Below are 26,999 nucleotides of genomic sequence, written 5' to 3' on the forward strand. Positions count from 1 at the left end.
CCAACTCCTCCTTCGAATCCTGGAGGACTATATCGTGGGATTCCAGCGCCGCAACAGCCCGGCGTTGGTGACCACGGAGACGGAACTCATCGCCATGGCAGCGCCCGCGAGCGCCGGGGAGAGCAGGCCGAAGGCTGCGAGCGGGATGCCGACGACGTTGTAGACGAAGGCCCAGAACAGGTTCTGACGGATCTTGCGCAAGGTGACGCGCGATACGTCGAGGGCGGCCGGAACCAGCCGCGGATCGCTCCGCATCAGGGTGATGCCGGCGGTCTCCATGGCGACATCGGCACCCGAGCCCATGGCGATGCCGATGTCCGCGGCGGCGAGCGCGGGGGCGTCGTTGAGGCCGTCGCCAACCATGGCGACGGCGTCGCCGCCGGCCCGCAACTCGGCGATGGCTGCCGCCTTCTGCTCCGGACGGACGCCGGCGCGCAGATCGTCGAGGCCGATCTGGCCGGCAACCGTCCTGGCGACGGCTTCCGAATCGCCCGTGATCATGACTGTTCGTACCTGGCGCCTGCGGAGCGCCTCAATCGCGGCGGCGGCTCCAGGGCGGACGGTGTCGGCCAGTGCGATGACCCCGACGGCGCGGCCGTCGACGGCGACGGTGACGCTGGTCTTCGCCTCGGCCTCGAGCGTGCGGCGCAGGGAGTCGGCGGTGAAGCGGTCGACCTTCAACTGGTCCATGAGCGCGGTGTTGCCGATGGCGACGGAATGGGCGCCGATCATGGCGACCATGCCCTGGCCGGGCACTGCCTCGAACTCGTCGGGCGGGGCGAGCGGCAGGCCCCTTGCCTGGGCGGCCTCGACCATGGCGCGGGCGAGCGGGTGTTCGCTCGCCATCTGGGCCGAGGCGGCGACGGCAAGAAGGCGGTCGGCGTCCTTGTCGAAGGCGATGATGTCGGTGACGACGGGGCGCCCCTCGGTCAGCGTGCCGGTCTTGTCGAAGGCGACGGTGCGGACCCGGTGGGCGATCTCCAGCGCGTCGATGTCGCGGATCAGAATGCCGGCGCGGGCGGCGGCGCCGGTGCCGGCGACCAGGGCGGTCGGCGTGGCGAGGCCGAGAGCGCAGGGGCAGGCAATGACGAGCACGGCGACGGCGGCGCCGATCGCCTGCTCCAGGCCGGGGCCGAAGGCCATCCAGGCGCCGAAGGTGACGAGGGAGACCACGACGACAATCGGTACGAAGACGGCGGCAACCCGGTCGACCAGCTTCTGCACCGGAGCCTTCTTCGCCTGGGCGCCCTCGACCAGGCGGATGATGCGGGCAAGGGTGGTGTCCTCGCCGAGCGCGGTGGTCTCGACGCGCAATGCGCCCGAGCCGTTGACGGTGCCGGCGGTCACGGCATCGCCGACGCCCTTGCCGACCGGCAGGCTTTCGCCGGTGATCAGCGCTTCGTCGAGTTCGCTCGCACCCGCGAGGATCCGTCCGTCGACGGGCACGCGTTCGCCTGGGCGCACCAGCACGATGTCGCCGAGGCGGAGTTGCGCCACCGGAACGGTCTCGATCGCGTCGCCGACCAGGCGGTTGGCCACGTCCGGCCGCAGCGCCAGCAGGGCGCGCACGGCGGCCGAGGTGGAACGCTTGGCGCGCGCCTCCAGCAGCTTGCCGAGCAGCACCAGCGTCAGGATCACCGCAGAGGCCTCGAAATAGAGGTGACCGGGACCGGACGCTTCGGGCACGAAGACACGAAACAGGCTGTAGCCGAAGGCCGCCGAGGTGCCGAGCGCGACGAGCACATCCATGTTGGCGCCGCCGCTGCGCAGGGCGTGGAACGCGCCCCTGTAGAAGCGGGCGCCCACCAGCACCTGGACCGGGGCGGCGAGGGCCAACTGGACGAGGGGAGCGGGCATCCAGTGGATGCCGAAGGGCATCAGCGCCATGGGCAGGGCGAGCGGTGCGGTCAGCAGCGCGGAGAGCACAAAGAGCAGCAGCATCCGGCGTTCGTGGGCCCGGGCGGTCGCTTCGGCCTCCTCGCGCGCGGCGCGCACGGAGGCGAGGTCCCGCGGCTGGAGGCGGGCGCCATAGCCGGCCTTCTCGACGGCTGCGATCAGCGTCTCGGCCGGCACCGGCTGTGCCAGCGACACGGTGGCGTTCTCGAGCGCGACATTGACGCTGGCCCCGATCACGCCCGGCGTGCCGGCGAGCGCCTTCTCGACGCTGACGGCGCAGTTGGCGCAGGTCATGCCGGTGATGTCGAGCGTGACGGTGTCGCCGTCTCCTCTGGCGGGCGCGGAGGGAGGGACGGGCCGGCGTTCGAGCACGGTGGCGTCGGCTTTGGATGCGGCTTGGGCCGTTGTCGACTGCGCGGGAATGCCCGGCGCAGGGATGCTGGCGCCGAAGCCGAGGCGTTCCAGCGTTTCGACCAGGGTCGCAGGAGTGGTGACCGGGTCGACGAGCGAGACCTCGACCTGCTTGCGGGCGAGGTCGACGGCGACGCCGCCGACGCCGGGCAGGCCGGCCAGAGCCTGTTCGATTCGGCCGACGCAGCTGCGGCAGTGCATGCCGGTGACGTCGAGCACGATCCGTTGCGCGGGGCCGGGCAGTCGGGCGCCGAAACCGGCGGCCTCGACCGCCGCAATCAGGGCGTCGGTCGGAACCGGACGGGTCAGCGCGATCTCGGCGCGGGCGTTGCTCCGGTCGACGGCAACACTGCCGACGCCGTCGACGCGGTTCAGCGCCGCCTCGACCTTGCGGACGCAGCTTCCGCAATGCAGTCCGTCAATGGCGAGGGTAACCTGCCCGGCAAGGGGTGTGACGGCAGCGTCCATGGCTGATGTGTCCTGTCAGGAATTCAGGTATCGTGCGCCTAGATAGGCCTTCCAGTCACTGGAAGGTCAAGCCTTGTGCGGGTTGCCGCGCTTTTTTGCGCAGATCCCGCCGCTTCTGCCTGAAATATGAGCGTGTATGCCCTTCCGGCGCGAGCCTGTTGCGGTACACTTGACGTATAGGAAGTCCTTGCGATCCGCCGCATTTAAGGGTCCGATCCGTTTCTCGACATTCATCCGGGCGTTTCTCACTGGGGAGGGGGCAACCCCTCCCCGATTTTCGTTTCCACCCGGTCAGGGGCCTCGCCCAGTCCGGCGCGCGACAGCAGCGTCATGGACGGCATCAGGCGCAGCAGGTCTTGCGTGTAGGGATGCTGCGGGCGTTCGAACAGGTCGTCGGCGGTCGCCACCTCACACAGCGCGCCGTGGCGCATGACGCCGATGCGGCTGCACATCTGGCGGATGACGGCGAGGTCGTGGCTGATGAACAGCATTGTCAGGCCGAGTTCGTCCTGAAGGTCCTTCAGCAGGTTGAGGATCTGCGCCTGGATCGAGACGTCGAGCGCCGAGGTCGGCTCGTCGCAGATCAGGAACCGCGGCCGGGTGGCGAGCGCCCGGGCGATCGAGATGCGTTGGCGCTGGCCGCCGGAGAACTCGTGCGGGTATTTCGCCCCGGCCGCGGTGCCGAGGCCGACGTGATCGAGCAGGTCGTCGACGATGCGGCGCACCTCGGCGCCGGACCCGGCCAGCCGGTGGAAGCGGATCGGCTCGGCGACGATGTCGGCGACGCGCATGCGCGCGTTCAGCGAGGAATAGGGATCCTGGAAGATCATCTGCATCTGGCGGCGCATGGCCAGGACCTCGCGCCGGCGCGCCGGCGCGGTGAGCTCCGTGCCGGCGAAGGCGACCGAGCCGCCGGTCGGCCGGCAGAGGCCGGCGATGACGCGGGCGATGGTCGACTTGCCCGAGCCGCTCTCGCCGACGAGGCCGAAGGTCTCGCCGGGGAAGATGTCGAAGCTCACCTTCTTCAGGGCATCGACATGGCGCCGGCGCGAGGGCAGGATCGAGGTGCGCGTGCGGAACCGCATGTCGAGGTCGCGCACGCACAGCAGCGGCCCGTCGATGCGGCCGTAGGCGCGCGCCTGGCCGAGCCAGTGGGTGGCGACGTCGATGCGGCGCGTCGGCGTGCCGGCCGCCTCGATGTAGTCGACGACGGGGAACCGCTCCACCTTGACGTCGGGCCTGGGCACGGCGGAGATCAGGCTGCGGGTGTAGGGGTGATCGGGATCGCCCAGCACCTTGGCGGTCTCGCCGTATTCGACCAGCCTGCCCCGGTACATGACGGCGACATGGTCGGTGATGTCGGCGATGACGCCCATGTCGTGTGTGATGAGCATCATGGCGACGTTGCGACGGGCGCACAGGTCCTTCAGCAGGGTGAGGATCTGCGCCTGGATGGAGACGTCGAGCGCGGTGGTCGGCTCGTCGGCGACGATCATCTCAGGGTTCGCGCACAGCGCCAGCGCGATCACCGCGCGCTGGCGCATGCCGCCGGAGAACTGGTGCGGGTACTGGCGGATGCGTATGGCCGGGTCGGGAATGCCGACGGCGTCGAGGAGGTCGACGGCGCGCCGGCGCGCCTCGGCGCGCGACAGCGGCAAGTGGGTGCGGATGGTCTCGACGAGCTGGGATTCGATCGTCTGCAGCGGGTCGAGCGAGGTCAGCGGGTCCTGGAAGATCATGGCGATGCGCCGGCCGCGCAGGCGCCGCATGCGCGCCTCGTCGAGCGTGTCGATCCGCTCGCCGTCGAGGCGGATCTCGCCGGCGGCGATGCGGCCGGGCTCGGCCAGAAGCCCGATGACCGCGTTGCCGACGGTCGACTTGCCGGCGCCGCTCTCGCCGACGATGCCGAGGATCCTGCCGGGATCGAGCGCCAGGTCGAGGCCGTCGACGGCGACGAAGGTCGACCTGCGACCGGGAAACTCGACCCTGAGGCCGCGGATCTCGAGGACGGTCATGGCATCTCCTCAGCGCAGCTTCGGGTTCAGCGCGTCGCGCAGCCAGTCGCCGAGCAGGTTGACGGCGAGCACCAGCAGCGCGAGGGCGAGGCCGGGGAAGATCGCGATCCACCATTCGCCGGAATAGAGGAAGTCGTTGCCGGTCGCGATCAGCGTGCCAAGCGAGGGTTGGGTCGGCGGCATGCCGACACCGAGGAAGGACAGCGTCGCTTCGGTGACGATGGCGATGGCGAGGTTGAGGGTGGCGATGACGAGGACCGGCCCCATGACGTTGGGCAGGATGTGGCGGACCATGATGACGGGGGCGGGAATGCCGATCACGCGCGCCGCCTGGACGTAGTCCTTGCTTTTCTCCACCATCGTCGAGCCGCGGACGGTGCGCGCATACTGGACCCAGAACGACAGCGCGAGGGCGAAGATCAGGATCCAGAAGGCGTAGACTTCTCGGTCGAGGGAGCCGAAAAGGCCGCGCGCGGCGCCGTCGACCAGCAGCGCGATCAGGATCGCCGGAAAGGTGAGCTGGACGTCGGCGATGCGCATGATCAGCGCATCGGTGCGGCCGCCGAAATAGCCGGCGATGAGTCCGAGCGCGATGCCGAGGATGGCGGCGGCGGCGACCGAGCAGACGCCGACCACGAGCGAGATCCGCATGCCGTAGAGGATGCCGGACAACAGGTCGCGGCCCTGGTCGTCGGTGCCGAACAGGAAGCGGGCATCGCCCTCTTCCAGCCACACCGGCGGCAGGCGTGAATCGAGGATGCTGATGGCGGCGAGGTCGAAGGGATCGTGCGGCGCGATCCAGGGCGACAGGAACGCCGCAGCGACGCAGGCGAGGGTGCCGAGCGCGGCGATCACCGTCACCCTGGAGCGCAGGAAGGAATGCAGCAGGTCGCTGTCGAGGGCGCGGGCGAGCGCGCGTTTCGGTGCGCCGCTGCGCGCAGGGGGCGGATCGGGAGCGGCGGGAGCGGCCATCGCTCGTCTCCCGTTCAGGCCTGATCGACCCGCAGGCGCGGGTCGATCAGGTAATAGAGGATGTCGACGACGAAGTTGATCGTCACGAACAGGAAGGCGGTGAGCATCAGGTAGGCAGCCATGATCGGGATGTCGACGTTGCGCACCGCCTGCAGGAACATCAGGCCCATGCCAGGCCACTGGAACACGGTCTCGGTGATGGTGGCGAAGGCGATGATGGAGCCGAGTTGCAGGCCTGTGATGGTGACGACGGGCACCAGGGTGTTTTTAAGCGCGTGGCGGAAATGGACAAGCCGGTCCGGCAGGCCGCGGGCGCGGGCGAACTTGATGTAGTCGGTGCGGATGACCTCCAGCATCTCGGCTCGGATCAGGCGCATGATCAGCGTCATCTGGTAGAGGCCGAGGGTGATCGAGGGCAGCACCAGGGCCTTCAGCCCGGACGCGGTCAGGAACCCCGTGGTCCACCAGGAGCCGACCTGTACGATCTCACCGCGGCCGAAGCTCGGCAGCCACTGCAAGGTCACCGAAAACAGGAAGATCAGCAGAATGCCGATGAAGAAGGTCGGCAGCGAGATGCCGACCAGGGACAGCGACAGGAACAGGCGGGACAGGGGTGAATCGCGCTTGAGGCCGGCATAGACGCCCATCGGGATGCCGAGGGCGAGGGCCAGCACTGCAGACGCGAAGCTGAGTTCCAGGGTGGCCGGAATGCGCCTGGCGAACAGGTCGGCGACCGGCTGGCGGAACTGGTAGGACGTGCCGAAGTCGAAGCGGGCGGCGTTGGCGACGAAGCGGGCGAACTGGACGAGGACCGGATCGTTCAGGCCGAGTTCCTGGCGCAGGGCGGCGCGCTGCTCGACGGAGGTCTCCATGCCGACCATCTGGTTGACGGGGTCGCCGACGAAACGGAACAGGCTGAACGCGATCAGCGCGACTGTAACCATGACGATGCCCGCCTGCAGCAGGCGGCGGAATGCGAAACCGAGCATCAGGAACCGTTCCGGGGTTCGGTCCCGCTTCCGGACACCTCGATCCGCAAGCGGGCGGGGTCTGGCGGGGTCAGTTCTTGGTCACGAAGCGGAACAGGAACTGGTCGTCGGCGCGCTGGGCGACCGTGAGCCGGTCCGAGACGCCCCAGGCGAGGCTTTGCTGGTGCAGCGGCAGATGCGCGATCTCCTCATGGGTGATGCGGAAGGCCTCGGCGATCAGCGCGTCGCGCCTGGCCGGGTCGTTTTCCGACAGGATCTCGGCGGCAAGGGCGTCGACCTTGTCGTTGCAGTAGCCGCCCAGATTGAACGCGCCACCCTTGCCGGCATCGTCGCGGCAGGTCAGCAGGTTGTCGATCACGTTCCAGCCGTCGAGCGATCCGGGCGTCCAGCCGAGCATGTAGAACGACGTGTCGTAACCGCCCGAGGGCAGGATACGGGCGAAATACTGCGCCTTGGGCTGGGCGTTCAGGGCGACCTTGACGCCGACGCGGGCGAGCATGGCGGCAACCGCCTGGCAGATGGCCTCGTCGTTCACGTAGCGGTCGTTGGGGCAGTCCATCGTGACCGAGAAGCCGTCGGGATAGCCGGCCTCGGCGAGCAGGGCCCTGGAGGCTTGCGGGTCGTAGGGGAAGCGCTGGAACTCGTCGGCGCGCTCAAAGAGCAGCGGCGCAATGAGCAGGGCCGTCGGTTCCGCCATGTTGCGCATGACCCTGGACTTGATCGCCTCGATGTCGATCGCCTGGTAGAAGGCCTTGCGCACCCGGACGTCCTTGAACGGGTTCCTGCCCTTGACGTCCGAGTAGAGCAGTTCGTCGCGGCGCTGGTCGAGGCCGAGGAAGATCGTGCGCAGTTCCGGCCCGGTCAGGGCGCGGGTGCCGGAATTGTCCTCGACGCGCCTGATGTCCTGGACCGGTACCGGATAGACCATGTCGAGTTCTCCCGACAGCAGCGCCGCGACGCGGGTGGCGTCGGAGGCGATCGGGGTGAACTCGACGCGGTCGATGTTGTGCCTGGTCGTGTCCCACCAGTCCGGGTTCTTCTCGAATACGGTCTTCACGCCCGGTTCGTGGCTGACCAGCTTGAAGGGGCCCGTGCCGTTGGTGTTGAAGGCGGCGAAATTCGAACTCGTGTCAGACGCCGAGGTGACCCTGACGGCGCCGTTCCCCTCGGTCCACTCCTTGTCCATGATGTACCAGGTGTCCCACTCGTGGTGCAGGATCGGGTTCGGTCCCGGCAGGACGAAATCGACCGTGTGGTCGTCGACCGCCACGACCTCGACGTCCGTCCCCAGACGCTTGGCGAGATCGGAGCCCTCCGAGCGCAGGCGGGTGGCCGAGAAGACCACATCCTCGGCGGTGAAATCGTTGCCGTTGTGGAACTTGACGCCCTGGCGCAGGTGGAAGCGCCAGCGGTTCGGCTCGACGATCTCCCAGCTTTCGGCGAGCGACGGCTCGATTTCCAGGTTCTCGTTGCGCCGGGTCAGGCCTTCGTACACGTTGCCCACGGCCGACAGGGTGAAGGTCTCGTTGAGGCTGTACGGGTCCAGCTGGTTGAGCGTGCCCTGATAGGCATATTTCAGCGTTTCCGCACTCGCGGGGACCGCGGCGATTGCGGCTGCCAGGGCGGCCGCCGCGGTCAGACGACGATTCAGCATGTTCCCCTGCTCCTTCTCCGGCTCTGCCCCTGCGGGAGTTTGGTCCCCGATTCGTCGGCAGCGTTGCGTCCGGCCATGACCAGGCCATGACTGCCTGTGGCTGATCGCATCTGTCATCATCGCAACGGGACAGCACCGCGTCCAGAGCTAGATTTTTGTGATATCAGGGTAATTTCGAAACCAATTGACGTTGAGCCGGTTGCAGACGCGCCGTGGCAGCCCGGATCAACCGGCCCGGCTCGTCTCCATCGCGCTGCGCAGGATGTCGACATCGGGCGGGCAGGCGACGTCGAGCGGCGCGGTCCGGCCACGGATCGACACCTGGCACAGGGGGGCGAGCGCGTCGCGGTCGAGACCGGCGGCGTTCACGATGTCGAGGGAGATGGCGGCCAAGGCGTTCTGTTCCTTGGCGACGCCCTCCAGCCGGCTGGCGACGTTGACGACGTCGCCGAGGGCGGTCAGGCCGGAGGCGACGCCGTTGCGACCGTCGAGGCCGATGCGGCCGAGGATCGCCGGACCGCCATGAAGGCCGACGGCGATGCGCAGCGGCGCGCCGATCTGGTCGGCGAGGTCGCGGTTGATGAGGTGCAGTTCCGCACCGAGGTCGACGATGGTGCGCAGCGCCGCCCGGGATGCGGCGGCCAGATCGCTCTCGATGCCGTAGAGCGCCATGATGCCGTCGCCCATCACCTTGTCGATGACGCCGTCGTGGCGGCGGATGACGCGCACGACGCTGTCGACGTAGCGGTTCAGGATGAACACGACGTCGAAGGGCAGGCGGCCCTCGCTGAGCGCGGTGAAGCCGCGCAGGTCGACGAACATGACCGCGACCGGCTGTTCCGTGCCCCAGCGGTAGCGGTCGTGGATCGCGTCCTTGGGCAGGGACGCACCGCTGGCGAGCAGGGGGCGGACGACGAGGTCGCCGCAGGGGCGGACCTGACAAGCGAGGCGCACGTCGCTGCCGGCATGGATGCGTTTCAGCACCTGCAGTTCGGCCGGATCGGGCCGCGGCAGGCCGTCGGCGCCGGCCACGATCAGCGTCCGGCAGGTCGAGCAGCGCGCGCGGCCGCCGCACACGGACATGTGCGGCACGCGCTTCATGCGGCTGATCTCGAGCAGGGTCGGTCCCGGACGCGCCTTGACCGCCTTTTCGCCCAGATAGCGGATCGTGATGCTCGGCCGGGTCAGCGCCAGCAGCTTGCGGGCGACGAACAGCAGGACGGCGGCGGCGAGCAGGCCGTAGAACAGCATGCGGCCGGTCTCGGTCAAGGCGAGCAGTTCGACCTTCTGCTCAGGCGTGACGTTGAGCTTGACCTGGCCTTCGAGCACGAGGCGGCGGGCGGCGGAAATCCAGCCGGTGAGGGCGAGCAGGGGGATGGCGATCGCCAGGGCGAACAGCGGCGTCCGGCAGGGCGCGTACCAGGCCTTCAGGCGCAGCCAGTAGTGCACGCCGATGCAGCCGTGCAGCCAGACGATGACCAGGAACAGGCTTTGCAGGACGGCGTCGCCCGGCCACAGCACGGACAGCTCGTGCCGGTAGTCGATCATTGAGTCGAACAGCGTCTCGGCGCCGCGCGTTGCCATGATGTGCTTGACCATGAACCAAGGAATGGCGAGGCCGAGCAGGATCTGCGCCGCTTCCCAGGCGGGCATGTGCCAGGTGCGCCGGCGGGCGAACTTCCACAGCGACAGGAGCACATGAACGGGCAGGGCCGCGTAGAGCAGGAGCGTGCCGGGCAGGCTGTGCGTCACCGCATAGCGCATGTCTTGGCCACGCTGCATCCAGTCCAGCGACACGTTGCCGAGGGCGTGGTTGAGGAAATGGGTGGCCGCGAAGGCAAACAGGATCAGCCCCGCGATCAGGCGCAGGCGCTGCGGCAGCGTGCCGGCGCCCGGGGGATGTCGCTGAACGGCCTTTGCCATGAAGGGCTCCGCCTGCCTTGCCGTTGCTCCGATCCGCCGTCCCGGGTGCCGCGAGGCTTGCCTTTGGCCCGCAGCTTGCTTCACCGTGCGGCTGATGCTCCGGGCTTCGCTGCCCCAAGACACGAGGAACCGTATGCCGCCGCTCGACGAATTCCGCAAGCAGATTGGTGATGTTCCCGCTCATGACGACGCGGCCACGCTCAAGCTGAAGAGCCTTGACTTCTATTGGTTCTCCCCGATCCTGAAGCGTCAGCTGGCGGACTGCAGAGGCGACATTGCGGTGCGTCCGCGCAATCGCGACGAGGTGCTGGCGGTCGCCGCCGCGGCGGCGCGGACGCGCCTGCCGCTGACCGTGCGCGGCGGCGGAACCGGCAACTACGGTCAGGCGATCCCGCTTTCGGGCGGCGTCGTGCTCGACATGGGGGCACTCGATGGCGTCGTTTCAGTCAGTCCGGGCGTCGGTACCTTCGAGGCCGGCGCGACTATGCTGGAGATCGACAAGGCGCTGGCGCCGCAGGGCTGGGAACTGCGCTTCCATCCCTCGACGCGCAAGCAGGCGACCATCGGCGGTTTCGTCGCCGGCGGGGCGGCAGGCGCGGGCTCGTGCACCTGGGGCCAGATCGCCGATCCGGGTGCCGTGCTCGCCGTCGAGGTCGCGACGGTCGAGGAAAACCCGCGGGTGCTGAGGCTGGAAGGCCCGGACGTGCTCAAGGTGCTGCACGCCTATGGCATCAACGGCATCCTCCTGTCGGTGACCGTGCCGCTGGCGCCGCGCCATCCCTGGGCGGAGCGCATCCTCGCCTTTCCCGATCTGGCCAGGGCGGCGCGGTTCGGCCAGGCACTCACGGAGGCGGAGGGCATCGCCAAGAAACTGGTCAGCGTCTTCGACCCGCGGATCCCGCCCAAGCTCGGCCGGCTCTCGGCCTACGTGCCGGAGGGGCGCGCGGCGGCGATCGTAATGGTCAGCGAACCGCAGGCCGGGGCGCTGATCGACATGGCGGCGCGCTTCGGCGGCGAGGTCACCTTCGCGCGCAGCGCCGAAGAAGCCGACAGGGTCGCCTTCGAGGGGCTCGGGTCGCCCGGTCCGCTCTACGAATACACCTGGAACCACACCACCCTGCATGCCCTCAAGCGCGAGCCGGACATCACCTATCTGCAGGTCCGCTTCCCGCCGGACGGCATGCTCGAACTGGTCGACACGGTGGCGGCGACCTTCGGCGACGAGTTGCTGCTGCACCTGGAGTTCCAGCGTCGCTTCGGACGCGTCGTCTGCTCGGCCCTGCCGCTGGTCCGCTACACGTCCGATGCCCGGCTGGACGAGGTGATCGCCACGCTCGATGCCATGGGCGCGGCCGTGTCCAACCCGCATACCTTCGTGCTCGACAACGCCGGCTGGAAACGCGTCGACGCGCCGCAGCCGGAATTCAAGCGCGTCGCCGATCCGCACGGCCTGATGAACCCCGGCAAGCTCGCCGGAACGTGAGCGGGTCGAGACCGTAGTTCCCCGACTGGCCGGTTTTCCGAGGCTGTGGCCATACTGACCCGTCAAGCCTGGGCGACGTGTATCGGAGCCCGCCGGGCCGGGTGCGGGCGGGCCGCAGGGAGGGGAGGCGATAATGGGTTCTGGCCGCAGCGATCGAGCCCAAGGGCAGAAGCAGCCCGACGGCCACGGGATCCTTTACCACCGGTTCGTCGGGACCACGATCGACAAGCGGTTCCACGAAAAGGACTGCGCGCTGGGCAACATCCTGCGCGGCTTCGGGCTGAAAACGTTCCGAAACGCCAAGGACGCCCTGAAGGCCGGCTACGAACCGTGCGGTTGCGTGGCCGAAGACGCGGTACCCCGGCAGACCGCGCCCTGGACGCCGCCGGCGCAGGACACCAAGGCCTATCCTTTCTGGACGGGACACGGCGACGCCTTCTACCACAAGGATCGTGACTGTCGCCTGCTGCGCCTTTTCTGCAATGTGCAATCCGGCGAAGAGTTGCGCCCGATCGGCGTGGAGTCCGAATACGCGGCCGGGCCTGATGGTCTTTCCCTGCTCAAGCCCTGTCCCCGATGCATCCTGCATGAGATCGAAATCGGTGACGACGACAGTTTCCGCAAGACGGGAACGGCCAAGCCGGAGGGCGAAAGCCTGCCGCCAACGGACGTTTCGCTCAAGGATTTCGAGGTCGTCTGGAAGTGGGCGCCGGCGGCCAGCCATGAGGCGACCGAGATCCACCGAAGCCGGTTGTCCAAAGCGGCGAAGAACCGTCACACCAGCACGCTGACGTTCAATGTCGGAGCATGTCCGGGGGAGGGAATCCTGTCCGCCGAGCTCTGGGGACGGCAAAGCCGGATCCAGCTGCTGATACCGCAGATGAGCCTGTCCTGCCCCGAGACGGCCGACTGCAGCGAGACAATCGAGGCCATCGTCACGGTGACCGCTTCGGCCCGCGATATCTGGACGCCGGAGGCGCTTCACGCCTGGCTCGTCACCAAGGGAGCCTCAAAGGATCGCAAGGGACGAGGGATTGCCGTTCCCGAGGGCGCCTCGTGCACGCCAGACGTGGACTGGCAGAGCCTGCTCAAGGGTCAGACCCAGACTCCCTCGATCGGGGTCCTGCGAAATCTGCTGATGATCGCGAGCCTGCTGCAGGCGTATAAGAACACGCTGCTCGATGGCGAGGCCGTAACCGTGCTTGCGGGCTGGAAGGCGCCCTCCGACAAGGGCCGGGCCGGGTCGGGGACATTGGCGGCTTTGCATGCCGAGGGTCTGGCGCTCGATTTCAAGGTACGCGGCAGGAGCTATCGTGACGTCGGTGCGCTGCTCGACCCCTATCACCCCGGCGGATTGGGGTTCCGCAAGGGCCAGGTGCAGATCGACCTGCGGGGGTCCATTGCCCGGTACGATACGGACGGCCGACTCGACCGGCTCCATCCGGCGGACTGCCGATCGGTCGCCACTGTCACGGACGAGCAATTGATCGAGGCTTTCGGCAAGGTTCTCAAGACGCGGCGGATTCCGAAAGGCAAGCTGCCTCCGACCTGTTCCTGCCGGATGCGCGAGGGGCGGCCCGAACGGGGCGAGCCGGATCGGGTGATCGCGGCCGAAAGCTGCCGATGCTTGAGGCCGGTACCGGCTGACACCGACCCGGATCTGCGGGCGGCGAGCACCAGGACGGTCATCCAAGTGCAGGAACGCAAGACCCGGTCGGTGGTTCACACCTTCCACATGGAGCTTCGCCGGTCGCTGATGCTGATCCAGCCGGCCGTCGGCGAGGGCGCGCACAACCTCAAGGAATACGCCTTCCATGGTGCGTTCCTGAACAGCGCGTCGGTGCCGGAGTCCGCGAAGCTGCGCAAGCTCGGCGAACCCGGATTTGCCGAGCACTGGGTCGTTCGCATACCCGTCACCGTCACGATCGCCGGAGACTTCCTGGTCCGCCCCGCCTCGGCCTTCGAGGCGGATGATCGCGGCCTCACGACTCTCGTTCTCGCGCCTTTCGGGCACGGCTCGGCGGTCATCGACAAGGTGGAAATATCCGCCGTTCCGCCAAGCTTCGGCGCTTCAGCCTGCACGCGGAAGACCAACACGGCCGGCGATGGAGAGGCGTACGGGCAGCACAAGACCGACCGTTTCGCCTTCAAGGGCTGCGAGATCGTCTACAACGAGGAGACGGATCCGCAGCGGTTCCATGGACCGGGTCTCGTCCAGGTTCACTATGTCTACGATTGTTGGAGCAAGGTCGGAGACGATCCCGAGTGGCACGGGACCACGTCCGTTGATTTCACGCTCTTGATCCGCGCCGATCGGTACGGAGCGCTGGACCCCACGGAAGCCATTGAGCCGGCGCAAGTGGCGAATGCCTCGGTCTGGAACCTGGATCCGGACAGCAGGAAATTTCTACCGGTTGGAGATGCCGTCCAGAAACGCCGCTGACAGTGCCACGAGCGACGCCCGTGCGTTCGATTTGGCAATTTCAAGGTTGCCTCGCCCGGTCAGATCGGCATCTTCAGGGCAGTTTGCATCCTTGTCCCGGATTATTCCCTTTCGCGAAGGACTTCCATGATCGTCTACGGTATCAAGAACTGCGACACGGTGAAGAAGGCGCGCGCGTTCCTGGACGGGGCCGGCGTCGCCTATCGGTTCCACGACTACAAGACGCAGGGGGTCGACCGCGACAAGCTCGCGGCGTTCGTCGAGGCCTTCGGCTGGGACACCGTGCTGAACCGGCGCGGCACGACGTGGCGCAAGCTTCCGGACGGGGTGAAGGACGGCGTCACGGATGCCGACAGCGCGCTGGCGGTGATGCTCGAGCATCCCTCGACCATCAAGCGACCGATCGCCGAGGGCAAGACCAGGACGCTGCTCGGCTTCGACCCCGTGGCCTGGGAACTGGCGCTGGAGATGGGCGAGTTCGGCTGACGGCCACGGCCGCCTGCCGGAGCGAACCCTACCAGGTGCGGCGCGGGCCGGTGTCGATGTGGTAGTGGCCGGAGGCGTAGCGCTTGTAGCCGCCGACCTCCGGCTGCGCCTTGAGGAAGGCGAGCACCGCGTTCGGGTCGCCACGCACCGAGAAGTCGACCGCCTTGCAGTTCAGGTGATAGGAATTGCTGGCGCCGCCCTTCCACCAGTTCTCCAGCCACCAGCGCTTGGTCGAATGCACGGTGACCCTGCCGTAGCGGGCGGCGACGCGGTTGAGCACCTTCTTGAGCGGGCGCGGCACGCACCATTCGGTGTCGTTGTAGGCGACCAGATCGGACGACCGCGTCATCCAGCCGAGGCCGGTGACCCCGGAAATGCTGCCGCAGCCCGCCAGGATCAGGCCGCTGCCGATCAGGATCGCCGTCGTCAAGGACCGACTGCGCACGCCCAACTCCTTGCCGTTTCGTACGGGAACGGCTCAAGGGTCGGCGCAAACGGTTAAGATTGTCGTGAAAAACGTGGTTAAGGCTCAACCCTGGCCCGGCGATACGCGTTAACCGACGCCGCCGGGCCGCAAGACCGGTTCAGCAGAGCCAGCAGTTGTCCGGCATGGTGGCCGTCGTAACCTCGCCGCCCGACGCGATCCAGTCGACGATGCCCTTCTCGACGTTGGCGATCCGGGTGAAGCCGGCCTGTTCGGCGAGATACTTGGCGAGCACCGAGCTGCGGTTGCCTGTCCGGCAGATGAAGATCACCTCGGCGTCGGGGCCGGAGACGACCTTCTGCAGTTCGGTGCCGAACTCCGGGTTCACCTGGCCCTGTGCGTTGAAGAAGGTGATCAGATGGCTGCCCGGTACGACGCCGGTCTGCTTCCACTCGTCGGGCATGCGGATGTCGATCACCGGCACGCCGGCGGTGATCTTAGCCTTGAGTTCACCGTTGCCGAGGTCGGAATAGCTCTTGCCCTTCACCGCCAGAAGCTCGACCTCGAACTTCAGCGTCGCGTTGGGCGGAATGACGCCGCCGGCGCCGCGCGCGCCATAGGCGAGCTCGGGCGGGATCACGAGTTCGCGCTTGCCGCCGACCTTCATGCCGACGACGCCCTGCTCCCAGCCCGGGATCACCCGACGCTCGCCGAGGGTAAAGGAAAACGGCTGGTTGCGGTCGAGGCTGGAATCGAACTTGGTGCCGTCCATCAGCCATCCGGTGTAGTGGACGACCACGGTCTTGCCGACATCGGCTTCCTCGCCGGTGCCGATCGTAATGTCTTTCATGATGAGCTCCTCGGCACTGGCGGGCAGCGCCACGAACAGGGACAGGAGTGCGGCTGCGAACGACCTGATCATCGCGTCCTCGTCTGACTTGGAAGGGGGATCCCTTGCCGGCAACAGGCCCCAGCAAAGCGGCGAAGTCAAGGCGCGCGGCAATTTGCCCTGTCCGCCGAGCGGCTGCGGCGACCGGCGCGTCAGTCGGTGCGGGCGTAGTAGCGCTGGGCGAGCGAGCGCAGCTTCGGGGAGGCGAAATACCTGAGGCTGGCCGGCGTGACTTCGTATTGGATGCCGACCTGGTTGCCGCGCCGCCAGCGCACCGAGGCGAGTGCGACGGTCTTTTCCAGATCGTCGAAGAGGATGATCTCGGCAGGCAGGTTGAGGTGCTCGGGCACCATCAGTCGTGCGCCGCCGGCGGAGACGTCGAAGATGGTGCATTCGCTCAGGAAACGGTTGTCCGCATCGGCGATCTTGCCGGTCCGCAGGCGGGTGCGTCGTCGCGGATGGCGGCGGTGCTCCGAATCTGGGGTCCCTGCGGCCATGCCTGTCCTCCCTCCGTCCCCACGCGGGCTCGCCGCGGGGCTGGCATCATGCGAGAATCTAGCCGGGCAAGCTTGCGCAGGGCTGGTCGGCACCGGGCCGTCAGGTCCTCTGCGGCGTTTCGGGCACCGGGGTGACGGCCTTGCCGGTCCGGAACCAGGCGGTGAGGTTGTCGACGACGAGCTGGCCCATGGCGTTGCGGGTATGCACGGAGGCGGAGCCGACATGGGGCAGCAGCACCACGTTGGGGCAGTCGACCAGAGCTTGCGGCACGTGCGGCTCGTTCTCGAACACGTCAAGGCCAGCGGCGAGGATCGTCCCCTTCCGCAGGGCCGCGACCAGTGCCGTCTCGCTGACCACAGTGCCGCGTCCGACGTTGATCAGGATGCCGTCGGGGCCGAGGGCCTTGAGCACCCGTTCGCCGACCATGTGATGGGTGTCCGCGCCGCCGGGGGCGACCAGCATCAGCGTGTCGACCGCCTCGGCCAGGCTCACCAGGCTGTCATGATAGGTGTAGGCGACATCCGCCTGACGGTGGCGACCGTGATAGTGCACGGGCATGCCGAAGGCTTCGGCGCGATGCGCGATGGCCTTGCCGATACGTCCCAGACCGAGGATGCCGAGGGTGCGCCCGCGCAGCGTGGCGCGGGTCAGCGGATAGGGTCCCTCGTTTTCCCATTTGCCGGCGCGCAGCCAGCGCTCGGCGGCCGACAGTTCGCGCACGGTCATGAGCATCAGGCCGATCGCCGTGTCGGCGACCTCCTCGGTCAGCACGTCCGGCGTGTTGGTGACCACGATGCCCTTCGAGCCGCAATAAGCCGCGTCGACATTGTCGTAGCCGACGCCGAAGTTGGCGACGATCTCCAGGTTCGGGAACCGGTCGACCATCGCCTTGTCGATCCGCCGGCCGACGACGGCGATGCCCCGGATGCGGTCGGCGACCGCATCGATCGCGGCCTCCGGCTCCGCGGCGTCATAGGTCTTGTGCACGGTGAACGCCGCTTCCAGGCCGGCGGTGACGATGTCGCGCATGGGGGACGGCATCAGGATGTCGGGACGGGTCATGGCGCAGGGGTCCTTCGCTCTGGAAAACAGGTCGGTGCGTCGGGCCATATCAAACGATGACGGAGACCGGCGCAAGGCCGGCAATGGACGGCAGGGTACGCTCCGCATCCGTCCGGCGCTCGTGTTGACCGATCTGCCCGGGTGCGCCAGTGTTCCGGATCGGTCTGCGGAGGAAAACCAATGAGATCATCACCTTGGGTGCCGGGATGTGGATGGCGGGGAATGGCATTGGGTCCCGATTGCGTGCCGGCTCGATGAAGCGGAATTCCGATGCCGCCGTTGAGGGCCGTGTTGTCCCATGACGGCCGCGTTCCTGCGCCTCACCGTCCGGCTGGCCTGGGTCTCGGCCGTGCTCTTCGTGATGGCGGGGGCGCTGCTGGCCTGTGACCTGCTGGCCAGACGGTTGCCGGTCGGGCCGGTTGCCTGGGCGGCGGACCTGGCGCAGCTGTGCCTGGTCTGGGGAACATTGCTCGCCATGGCTTGGCTGCTCGGGGCCCGGCGGCATATCGCTGTCGACGTCCTGGTTGCGCTGCTGAGCGCGCAGCAACGCCGCTATACCGAGGCGTTCGCCATGCTGGTGGTGGCGCTGTTCAGCGCCGTGGTGGTCTGGCAGGGCTGGGCCATTGCAGTCGAGTCGATCTCTCGCGGCCCCGGGTCGGAAGCGGTACCTCATCTGCCGGCCTGGACCGCCGACCTGGCCGTCCCGTTCGGCTTCGCGCTGCTCTTCGTTCAGGCTCTGATCGAGGCGAAGCGGGCGCTGGCGGGCGAGCTCGACGCGCTTGCCAACGGGCCCGGGGCGCGGGAATGACTGCGACGGCACTCCTCGCGGGGCTGTTCGCCCTGCTGCTGTTGCGCGTGCCCGTTGCCTTCGCCCTCGGCGGACTCGGCCTCGCCATGCTGGTCGCCGCCGGTGCGTCGCCGCTTGCCGTGCCGCAGACGGTGCTGTCGACTCTGGACGGATCTCTGCTGCTGTCGGTGCCGCTCTTCCTGCTGATGTCGAACACCCTGCTCAAGGCCGGAGTCGGGCGGGACCTGTTCGCCGCCGCCCATGCCTGGGTAGGTCATTGGCCGGGCGGTGTCGCCCTGGCGACGATCCTGTCCTGCGCGGTGTTTGCCGCTGTTTCCGGCTCGTCCGTCGCGACGGCGGCGACCATCGGCACGGCGGCGATGCCGGAGATGATCTCGCGCGGCTACGAGCGGCGGTTCGTCTATGGCCTGCTGGCCGCAGTCGGCACGCTCGGCATCCTGATCCCGCCATCGATCCCGATGATCGTCTACGGTTTCGTCACCGGCCAGCCGGTGATCGACCTGTTTCTCGCCGGCATCGGTCCGGGCCTGCTCCTGATCTGCCTGTTCGTTGCCTTTGCCATGCTCCACGCGCGCCGGTCCGGCGTCCGGCCGGGAGCGCCGGCCGCCTGGAACGAGCGCTCGCAGGCCAGCGTGCGGGCGCTGCCCTCGGTGGTTCTTGCAGCCGTCGTCATCGGTGTCCTCTATTCCGGGGCCGCGACACCGACGGAAGCGGCGGCCATCGGCTTTGCCGGAGCCCTGGTCGTCGCCGCCGGCGTACTGCGCTCTCTGAGCTGGAAGGGCCTGCGTGACTCCGTCTTCGAGAGCATGGCGACCACGGTTGCGATCCTGCTGGTCGTTTGCGGCGCCAGACTGTTCGGCGAGGCGATTACGCTCTACCGGATTCCGCAGGACATCGCCGCCTTCGTCTTCGATGCGGCATTCGGCCCGCTGGCCTTCCTGATCGTCGTTTCGGCGGTGCTGCTGCTCGCGGGGCTGGTGCTCGAGGCGCTGTCGATGATGCTGATCGTGACGTTGGTGCTGCTGCCGTCGGCCCTCGCCATGGGCTTCGATCCGGTCTGGTTCGGCGTCTACATGGTCGTTCTGGTCGAATGTGCCCTGATCACGCCGCCCGTCGGGCTCAATCTCTACGTCGTCCAGGCGCTCGCGCGGGTGCCGTTTGCCGACGTCGCGCGGGGCGTGCTGCCGTTTCTCGCCCTGATGCTGGCGACCGTTCTGGCCCTTCACGCCTGGCCGGGGCTGGCGCTCCATATCCCGCACAGGATGTAGGGTGTCGGCGAGGCCTGGCGACTCGGCGCCGCCTTCGGCGGACCGTCACCCCTCGGGCGACCACAGGCGCTTGATGTCGAAGGCATGCACGTCCTTCAGCAGCTCTACGAATTCGCGCGCGGCGTGGTCGAGCGAGGCCCTGCCCTTGTCCGCGCTGGCGTTGGCGGCGTTGCCGAGCGCGCCCTTGGCGCCGAGGTCCTGCGCCTTCCAGCCGAACTGCTGCTGGCCGTGTCCGCGCAGATACTTGAACTCCTTGATGAAGTCCTGCTGGGCCGAGGTGAAGTCCTCGGCCAGCTCCATGCGCACCAGCTCCGGATGCAGGTGCAGCATGAGCGAGGTTTCGACGTCGCCGCCGTGGATGCCGTAGGTGAATTCCTCGGACGGGAACAGGCCCTCGGGTTGGCCGAAGCGCGACCAGGCGGTGGCGGTAACCAGCATCTCGTGGGTGACCCGCAGCTCGCGCGCGACGATGTCGATGATCGGCACGTTGCCGCCGTGGGAGTTGATGATGACCAGCTTGCGGATGCCGGCGCGCGCGACGCTGTGGCCGATCTCGAGCCAGGCCCGGGTCACCGTGTCCCAGGACAGGGTCAGGGTGCCGGGCGAGGAGATGTGCTCGTTCGACTTGCCGATCGCCTGCACGGGCAGGAAGGTCGCCGGGATGTCGGCGGGCAGCATGTCGAGCGTGCGGCGCACCTGGCCTATCGCGATGGCTGTGTCGGTGAAGACCGGCAGGTGCGGGCCGTGCTGCTCGATCGCGGCGACGGGTAGAACGGCGATCCAGTCCTTCACGGACGGATCGGCGAAGTCGAGCGTGGTCATCTCATGCCAGTAGCGGAGCGGAAGGGCGGTCATGGGAACCTCGTGCGTTGGCAATTTTCCGGCACCTTACCGGCAGCTGGCCGGCACGTCATGCCCGTTCTGTCGGCACTGCAATCGGTCCGTGTATGACGTTCTGAACGGGCGGTCTGCCGGCGCCTGCTTGCCAAGGCGGCGAAATCCGGTCAGAAAGTTCCCGGTCGCAAAGCCCGGCTCGGCCTGCTCGGTTTTCATTCAGCCCTTCGGTTTTTCCTTCATGTCCCTGACCGGCCGCGCGCGGCTCGCCGTTTCCGCGATCTTCTTCGTCTTCGGAGCCGTGATCGGCGCCTGGGCTGCGCGGGTGCCCGAAATCAAGGCGATGCTCGGCCTGACGGAGGCGTCCTTTGGCCTGCTGCTGCTGCTGATGGCCGGCGGCGGCATCCTCGCCTTTCCCCTCGCCGGGCGGGCGATCGACACGCTGGGCGCGGCGCCTGGCGCCAAGGCATTCGCAGCGGCGTTCCTTGTCATGTTTACGGTCCTGCCGTTCGCGACCGAGGTCTGGGTGATGGCCCCGCTGCTGCTGCTGTTCGGCGCTGCGATCGGCGCGACGGATGTGGCCATGAATGCCTGGGGGGCCGAGGTGGAAAGGGCCGCCGGCCGGCCGATCATGTCGTCGCTGCACGGTCTCTACAGCCTCGGGGCGGGCGCGGGTGCCGGCGCCGGTGCGCTGACGATCTGGCTCGGCTGGTCTCTGCCGCTGCATTTCTGGAGTTCCGCCGCGGTGCTGGCGCTAAGCGCGGCACCGCTGGTGCTGGTGCCGTGGACCTCGACCCGAGCCGGGCCGCAGGCGAAGCGGCCGCCGTTCATCGCCCTGCCGCGCGGGGCGCTGCTCCTGGTCGGCGGCATGGCCTTCTGCGCGGCGGTGGGCGAGGGTGCAGTCACCGACTGGGCAGCCATCTACCAGATCCAGGAACTCGGCATTGCGCCGTCGAAAGCGGCGATCGGCTTTGCCGTTTTCTCCGTCGCCATGGTCGTCATGCGCCTTGCCGGCGACAAGGTGATCGCCCGCTTCGGCCAGATCGCCACGGCGCGGGCGAGCGGTCTGGCCGCCTTTGCCGGCGGCCTGCTCGTGGTACTTGGCAGCGATGCCTGGCTGATCTGGACCGGTTGCGCCATCCTCGGTCTTGGCTATGCGGTGATCTTTCCGATCGCTTTTTCGCGCGCCGCGTCCGATCCGGACATGTCGCCGGGCGCCGCGCTCGCCGCCGTTTCGACGCTCGGCTACGGCGCCTTCCTGATGGGACCGCCGCTGCTCGGCTTCATCGGAGAGGTCCTTTCGTTGCGCGCTGCGTTCCTGCTCGTCGCCGTGCTGGCGCTGCTGATCGCGGTGCTGGCGCAGGCGCTGAAAGCCGTCGACTGAGGCATTCACAACCGGCGTTTTCCAGCGTCCTTCGCGTCATCCGGACCGAGCCGGTCCGACGACTGGGAGATGGACATGAAAACGACCTGCCTTGCCCTGGTACTTTCGATCCTGCCGGCGGCGGCCGGCGCGCAGACGGCGACGCTCGTCATGGCCGACCTGTGCGAAGATCCGTCGGCGGCATTCGACTGGGAGTGGTCGCGCGTCAAGCACGGGTCGGCGGCGCTGTATTTCATGAAGGCCGATGGCTCCGTCGCCGCGATCACCGACACGCCAGCGGCCTTCGACGGTTTCCCGACGCTTTACATCGCCGCGCACGGCGGACAGGACGTCATCGACGGCTTCAACCACGACACATTTGCCGCTAACCTGAAGGCGGCGCATCCGGCAACGCCGACGGAGGTGTTCTTCGCCGTGTGCGGATCGGGTGCCGGGCCGGACAGCCTGCTGAAGAAGACCAACGCGCAGTATGCTGACGCGATCAGGAAGCTCAGCGGCGGCGTGACCGGCTGCGCCCTGGTCGGCAACGGCAGCACGGACCTCGCCAACGCCGACTACCTGATCGACGTCACCCACAGCGACGATCAGCTCTATCAGGACATTATCGACAACATCGAGCAGAAGTGGAGCGGTCCCTATCCGGCGAGCGTTCAGAGCTATGCCGAGGTCTGCAATGTGCGGACGGATCCGTTTGACCGCGCTTCGGTCGAGGACTTTGTCAACACCGTCCTGCAGGAGTTCTCGCAGCCGGCACCGCAAGGCCATCCGGAGGAGTCGACCAACTATCTCGATCTCGTGGCCGTGAACGATGGCGGCAACCCGCTCACGATCTGCGGCGCCGACCCCGCCGGCGGAGGCGCCGTGCCCTGTCCGTGACCGCCCGGCCTCGGCCGGGAGAAACGGCCGGGCCCTGGTGCGGTGGGATCCTTACAGGCTCTCCAGGAAGCGTCGTGCCGCCTGGCCGTGCTCGTGGCGCAGACTGGCGACGTCGATGCCGGTCGGCAGTCCGTCCTCGACCTTCCAGTCGCCGCCGACCATGACCCGGTCGGCGGCGTGGGCGCCGCACAGGACAAGGGCGGCGATCGGGTCGCCGGCGCCGGAGAAGCGCAGTTCGTCGAGGGTGTAGAAGGCCATGTCGGCCATCCTGCCGACCTTGATGGCGCCGATGTCGTCGCGGCCGAGGCAGCGGGCGGAGCCTTCCGTGGCCCAGCGGAAGGCGTCGAAATGAGTGACCGAGGCGGCGTCGTAGGTCAGGCGGTTGATCATCAGGGCGTGGCGCACGCTTTCGATCAGGTTGGAGTTGTCGTTCGACGCCGAGCCGTCGACGCCCAGCCCGACCGGCGAGCCAGCCGCCTCCAGTTCCCTGGTCCGGCACTGGCCGGAGGCAAGCACCATGTTGGAGGTAGGGCAGTGGCAGACGCCGACGCAGGCATGGCCGAGGCGCCTCACCTCGTCGTCGTTGAAATGGATGCCGTGCGCCAGCCACACCCGTTCGTTCAGCCAGCCGCACTCCTCCAGATAGTCGACCGGTCGGCATTTGAAATGCTCAAGGCAGTAGGCGTCCTCGTCAAGGGTTTCGCCGAGGTGCGTATGAAGGCGGCAGTCGTATTTCTCGGCCAGCGTCACGCTGTCGCGCATCAGACGCTTGGTAACGGTGAACGGCGCGCAGGGGGCGAGCGCGACCTGCAGCATCGCGCCTTTCGACCGGTCATGGTAGCGCGACAGCACCCGCTCGCAGTCGGCGAGGATGGTGTCCTCGTCCTGCACCACCGCGTCGGGCGGCAGGCCGCCGTCCTTCTGGGACAGGTTCATCGAGCCGCGCGTCAGCGTCATGCGGACGCCGACCCGCATCGCCTCCTCGGCCTGGATGTCCATGGCGCTCTCCAGGCCGGCCGGATACAGGTAATGGTGGTCGGAGGCCGCCGTGCAGCCGGACATCAGCAGTTCTGTCAGCGCCAGGCGCGTGCCGAGGCGGAAATTCTCCGGCGTGACGTTGCGCGCCCAGATCGGATAGAGCGCGTTGAGCCAGGGAAACAGTTCCTTGTTGATGGCTTGGGGATGGGCGCGCGTCAGGGTCTGGAAGAAGTGGTGATGCGTGTTGACGAGGCCGGGAATGATGACGTGTCTTGAGGCGTCGAAGCTCCGGTCGACCGGCAGCATCGGTTCTTTGCCCGAGGCCACCAGTTCGACGATGACGCCGTCCTCGACGACCACGCCGCGTTCCGCGCCCTCGGCCAGGATGGCGATCGGATCCTTGATCCACATGCGCATGAAAATGGTCCTTATCCCTGGACCTGCAGGCTTTGATAGCGGCCGGAGCCGCCCGAGTTCCGCGCAGGAAATGTCATTGAAAGGTGCGCCTCGCGCGAAGCGACACTGGCCCGGAGGCGAGCCGAGGTCTAGTCTTGAAGCGCTTCGCGAGCCTGTGCAAGTCCTCGGCGCGATGAATTATTGGGCAGGGGTCGACGTCGGTCACACAAGGGCTTCGAGGCGGTTCGCGGCGTCTGGCAGCCGGGACAGCGTCCGCTCGATCCGCTCCCGCCAGCGCGCGCCACGCGCCTGTGCCTCCGCAAAGGCTTCGGCCAGATCGTCAGGCCGGTCCTCCGACAGGACCTCGATGAGGAAATCGGCCTGCATGCGGTCCTTGTAGGCCTTCAGGCTGTCGGCTCCTTCTAGCCGGCGGTCGGCCACGATGAGCTTGTGGATGGCGAAACGCTCCGGTCTCGGAATCTGAACCAGCACGCCGCTGCGGTACAGGACTGCGGCCGGGATCGGATCGGCGATCAGGTAATTCAGGTAGTGGAGGGATTGCGCCGTCACGCGGAGGGCTGCCAAGGGCCGCAAATCTTCGCTTTCGGCGAAAGACGGCGTGAGGAATTCGACCAGCGTGTTGCTGCGGGTCTGACGCCAGCGCCAGACGCTGCCCTTGTGCAGGCTTGGCACCGCCTCGAAGTCGAAGTCCGCCAATACATCCTGCGCCGGCGGCTCCACGACATCCTGCAGGACCAGCGACAATCGTTCAAAACTCACGATGTCGACGTCGTCCGTCGATGCCGATTGGTCGAAACCGTATCTGACGCCAAGTTCCCCTTCGTAAAGGCGAAAGGCGTGGGTGCCGACGACGGTGCCGCCGAGGCGGAACACGCCGGCCGCGGCCATGGCGGACAGGAGGCTGCCCGTTGCACCGTCGGTCCCAAGAAAGCGTTCCGCACGCAGCAGACGGACCAGGCGGGAGCGGTGCGCGCGGCGTTCCGCGGCCCTGGCGCGAAGGTCCGCGTGGCGTTTTAACCGTGCTCTCAGGGGGGCGCTGTCTTCGCCGATGTAGCGCTTGCGGACGTCCGATCCGACACGGAAGGTGTCATACCAATAGTGTTTTCCATTCCTCTCGACGCGGGTAGGCGTCCCGCGTATCTCGGCGACTTCGTCGTCGAGAAGCGACCGGAGCAAATCGTTGTAGGCAGCATGGGCCGTCGTCGAGTGTCGTTCGAACATTGTGTAACCAGCCTTTGTTCAACAGAATATTTTTTTGTTGAACATCAGGCAAGCGTCATGCTCAACGAAAGAAATTTTTGTTGAGCATGACGCTTGTCATCCGTTTCCGACTGGCTGCTCGGCCTAATCATAGATTGCGTAGTGAAGGTCGAGCGTCGCCGGTCCGTCCCAGGGAATACTGACGCTCCCTTCCGCTCTGGGCTTGCGATCCTGTGGCAGCAGGACGGTCTGGCCGGCGCGCCAGACGGCGAGGATGCCGTAGGTCTCGATGTCCCGTTCGCCTATCCAGGGCGAGAAGTCGTGGTTCCAGTCGAACAGGACCGACGGACTGTCGTCGCTGCCGAGGCTGACGAGGCAGGAGATCCAGCCGTCGCCGCCGACGAAGACCAGTGGCTTGCCGGTCTTGTCGCGCCAGATCCGGGTCATTTCCGCGCCGATCTCGGCCATCGGATAGCCGATGCGGGGCATCTTGCGGTCAAATGCGGTTGCGACCGGCACCTGCAGCGCATAGGCGAGGGAAAACCCGGCGACGAGCGCGAAGCAGCCGGCCAGCAGCCGTCCGGCGTCGGCCTCGCCCAGGCGCGAACGGATCAAGGCGGTCACGAAGAGCCCCGAGGTGGCGAACATGGGTGCCCCCCACATGTCCTTGACCCCCGTGTTGCCCGTGAGGGCGACAAGCGCGGTGAAAAGAGCGGGGCCGAAGGTGGCGATCGCGAGAAAGCGCAGGGCACCGGCAGGCGCGACGGCGGCCGGTGCAGCCCGGCGCCAGGGCAACAGGCCGAGCGCCAGCGGTAACAGCATCGGCAGATGGTCTGCGGCCTGGGTCAGGACGAAGTCGAACGCTCGCCACGGAGAGCCGCTTTCGAGAGCGCTGCGTTCGCGTGCATAGGCGATCGGCAGGAAATCGGACTCGATCAGCCAGAGGAGATGCGGAAGCGCCAGCACGACGGCCAGGATTGCGCCGAGCCAGGGACCCGGCGAACGTAAAGCCGGGCGAAGCCGCGGATCCGCCAGCACCCACAGGCCGAACACGGCGAACTGAACGAGGACCGAGTATTTCGCATAGAGGCCAATGCCGGCGATCAGGCCGAGCGCGAGCCAGGGAAAGAGCCGTCGAGGGGTGTCGTGGATCAGGGAGAAGACAAAGAACGCGGCCGCCCACAGCGGCATCTGGACGACGTTGTGGTTGAATTCCGGAGTCGGCCAGGAAAAGTAGTAGACGCCCGCCAGCAGGGCCGTGCCGATGACCGCATCACGCTCGCCGAGCAGGCGCCGTCCGAGCAGGAAGACGAACAGGTAGGTCAGCGCGATGAAGATCTGGCTGAGCAGCAGCGGACCCCAGATCGGCCCGCCGAGGCCGAGCCGGGCGATCTCCAGCAGCCAGGCCGGCAGCGGCGGGTGCTTGTAGTAGCCGAGCTGCCATTCCTGGCCCCAGACGATCAGGTTGGCAACGTCGAGGGCGGGTGCCGAACTGGCGAGGCCCGGGAGCACGGTCCACAGGACGATCTGGCTCAGGCAGAAAAGGGCGAGCATATCCCGCGGACGGGCGGATGCCAGCGCCCCCAGCGTTCGCAACATCAAGCGGTCCCTCCCGTTGTCC

General features: G+C 67.6%; 21 protein-coding genes. 7 read left to right on the top strand and 14 right to left on the bottom strand.

Annotated features, from left to right (window positions below; all coding sequences use genetic code 11):
- Positions 1 to 27: 27 nt before the first annotated feature.
- The 6 genes from SL003B_RS03910 to SL003B_RS03935 form a co-directional block, all read right to left on the bottom strand.
- Entirely contained in the window at positions 28 to 2,775 is a 2,748-nt protein-coding gene (locus tag SL003B_RS03910) for a heavy metal translocating P-type ATPase (RefSeq protein WP_013651519.1), read from the bottom strand.
- 245 nt (positions 2,776 to 3,020) lie between these two features.
- A complete protein-coding gene (locus tag SL003B_RS03915; RefSeq protein ID WP_013651520.1) occupies positions 3,021 to 4,790 on the bottom strand; it encodes a dipeptide ABC transporter ATP-binding protein in 1,770 nt (589 codons plus the stop codon).
- 9 nt (positions 4,791 to 4,799) lie between these two features.
- Entirely contained in the window at positions 4,800 to 5,762 is a 963-nt protein-coding gene (locus tag SL003B_RS03920; protein WP_013651521.1) for an ABC transporter permease, read from the bottom strand.
- Positions 5,763 to 5,776: 14 nt separating this feature from the next.
- The gene (locus SL003B_RS03925) at positions 5,777 to 6,751 is read right to left on the bottom strand and encodes an ABC transporter permease (protein ID WP_013651522.1); all 975 of its coding nucleotides are present in this window, start codon (positions 6,749 to 6,751) and stop codon (positions 5,777 to 5,779) included.
- Between the two features lie 70 nt (positions 6,752 to 6,821).
- Positions 6,822 to 8,405 (bottom strand): ABC transporter substrate-binding protein, encoded by a 1,584-nt coding sequence (locus tag SL003B_RS03930; protein WP_013651523.1) that lies wholly within the window; start codon positions 8,403 to 8,405, stop codon positions 6,822 to 6,824.
- A 225-nt stretch (positions 8,406 to 8,630) separates the two neighbouring features.
- Positions 8,631 to 10,328, bottom strand: a complete 1,698-nt coding sequence (locus tag SL003B_RS03935; protein ID WP_013651524.1) for an adenylate/guanylate cyclase domain-containing protein — start codon at positions 10,326 to 10,328, stop codon at positions 8,631 to 8,633.
- 133 nt (positions 10,329 to 10,461) lie between these two features.
- On the opposite strand from SL003B_RS03935, the gene SL003B_RS03940 reads away from it, so the two are divergent.
- From SL003B_RS03940 to SL003B_RS03950, 3 genes are all read left to right on the top strand, one after another.
- Positions 10,462 to 11,811 carry an FAD-binding oxidoreductase gene (locus SL003B_RS03940; RefSeq protein ID WP_013651525.1) on the top strand — a complete coding sequence of 450 codons (1,350 nt, stop codon included), beginning with the start codon at positions 10,462 to 10,464 and terminating at the stop codon, positions 11,809 to 11,811.
- Positions 11,812 to 11,944: 133 nt separating this feature from the next.
- Positions 11,945 to 14,254, top strand: a complete 2,310-nt coding sequence (locus SL003B_RS03945; RefSeq protein ID WP_013651526.1) for a hypothetical protein — start codon at positions 11,945 to 11,947, stop codon at positions 14,252 to 14,254.
- 126 nt (positions 14,255 to 14,380) lie between these two features.
- Complete coding sequence (locus SL003B_RS03950; RefSeq protein ID WP_013651527.1) at positions 14,381 to 14,740, top strand: ArsC family reductase; 360 nt, start codon at positions 14,381 to 14,383, stop codon at positions 14,738 to 14,740.
- A 28-nt stretch (positions 14,741 to 14,768) separates the two neighbouring features.
- Here the strand turns inward: SL003B_RS03950 and SL003B_RS03955 are convergent, their stop codons facing one another.
- From SL003B_RS03955 to SL003B_RS03970, 4 genes are all read right to left on the bottom strand, one after another.
- A complete protein-coding gene (locus SL003B_RS03955) occupies positions 14,769 to 15,185 on the bottom strand; it encodes a YcbK family protein (protein WP_013651528.1) in 417 nt (138 codons plus the stop codon).
- A gap of 139 nt (positions 15,186 to 15,324) precedes the next feature.
- A complete protein-coding gene (locus SL003B_RS03960) occupies positions 15,325 to 16,086 on the bottom strand; it encodes an FKBP-type peptidyl-prolyl cis-trans isomerase (protein ID WP_013651529.1) in 762 nt (253 codons plus the stop codon).
- Positions 16,087 to 16,205: 119 nt separating this feature from the next.
- On the bottom strand, positions 16,206 to 16,550 hold the full coding sequence (locus tag SL003B_RS03965) for a PilZ domain-containing protein (protein ID WP_013651530.1): 345 nt from the start codon (positions 16,548 to 16,550) through the stop codon (positions 16,206 to 16,208).
- Positions 16,551 to 16,650: 100 nt separating this feature from the next.
- A complete protein-coding gene (locus SL003B_RS03970) occupies positions 16,651 to 17,613 on the bottom strand; it encodes a 2-hydroxyacid dehydrogenase (protein WP_041375368.1) in 963 nt (320 codons plus the stop codon).
- Positions 17,614 to 17,911: 298 nt separating this feature from the next.
- Here SL003B_RS03970 and SL003B_RS03975 point away from each other — a divergent pair, with 298 nt between their 5' ends.
- Together SL003B_RS03975 and SL003B_RS03980 are read left to right on the top strand one after the other, a co-directional pair.
- The gene (locus SL003B_RS03975; protein ID WP_013651532.1) at positions 17,912 to 18,421 is read left to right on the top strand and encodes a TRAP transporter small permease; all 510 of its coding nucleotides are present in this window, start codon (positions 17,912 to 17,914) and stop codon (positions 18,419 to 18,421) included.
- Positions 18,418 to 19,689, top strand: coding sequence for a TRAP transporter large permease (locus SL003B_RS03980; protein ID WP_013651533.1), 1,272 nt, complete (start codon positions 18,418 to 18,420; stop codon positions 19,687 to 19,689). Before SL003B_RS03975 ends, SL003B_RS03980 begins: the two co-directional genes overlap by 4 nt.
- Positions 19,690 to 19,734: 45 nt before the next feature.
- On the opposite strand, the gene SL003B_RS03985 is transcribed toward SL003B_RS03980, so the two are convergent.
- The gene (locus SL003B_RS03985; protein ID WP_013651534.1) at positions 19,735 to 20,544 is read right to left on the bottom strand and encodes a creatininase family protein; all 810 of its coding nucleotides are present in this window, start codon (positions 20,542 to 20,544) and stop codon (positions 19,735 to 19,737) included.
- A gap of 220 nt (positions 20,545 to 20,764) precedes the next feature.
- On the opposite strand from SL003B_RS03985, the gene SL003B_RS03990 reads away from it, so the two are divergent.
- A complete protein-coding gene (locus SL003B_RS03990) occupies positions 20,765 to 21,907 on the top strand; it encodes an MFS transporter (RefSeq protein WP_041375817.1) in 1,143 nt (380 codons plus the stop codon).
- A gap of 75 nt (positions 21,908 to 21,982) precedes the next feature.
- Positions 21,983 to 22,783 (top strand): hypothetical protein, encoded by an 801-nt coding sequence (locus SL003B_RS03995; RefSeq protein WP_013651536.1) that lies wholly within the window; start codon positions 21,983 to 21,985, stop codon positions 22,781 to 22,783.
- Between the two features lie 51 nt (positions 22,784 to 22,834).
- Here the strand turns inward: SL003B_RS03995 and SL003B_RS04000 are convergent, their stop codons facing one another.
- The 3 genes from SL003B_RS04000 to SL003B_RS04010 all read right to left on the bottom strand — a co-directional run bounded on the left by SL003B_RS04000 (position 22,835) and on the right by SL003B_RS04010 (position 26,977).
- Positions 22,835 to 24,178, bottom strand: coding sequence for an 8-oxoguanine deaminase (locus SL003B_RS04000; RefSeq protein WP_013651537.1), 1,344 nt, complete (start codon positions 24,176 to 24,178; stop codon positions 22,835 to 22,837).
- A 201-nt stretch (positions 24,179 to 24,379) separates the two neighbouring features.
- Entirely contained in the window at positions 24,380 to 25,399 is a 1,020-nt protein-coding gene (locus SL003B_RS04005; protein WP_013651538.1) for a nucleotidyltransferase family protein, read from the bottom strand.
- Positions 25,400 to 25,522: 123 nt separating this feature from the next.
- Positions 25,523 to 26,977, bottom strand: coding sequence for a glycosyltransferase family 39 protein (locus SL003B_RS04010; RefSeq protein WP_013651539.1), 1,455 nt, complete (start codon positions 26,975 to 26,977; stop codon positions 25,523 to 25,525).
- Positions 26,978 to 26,999 lie beyond the last annotated feature (22 nt).

This window comes from Polymorphum gilvum SL003B-26A1 (genome assembly GCF_000192745.1).
GTDB lineage: Bacteria > Pseudomonadota > Alphaproteobacteria > Rhizobiales > Stappiaceae > Polymorphum > Polymorphum gilvum.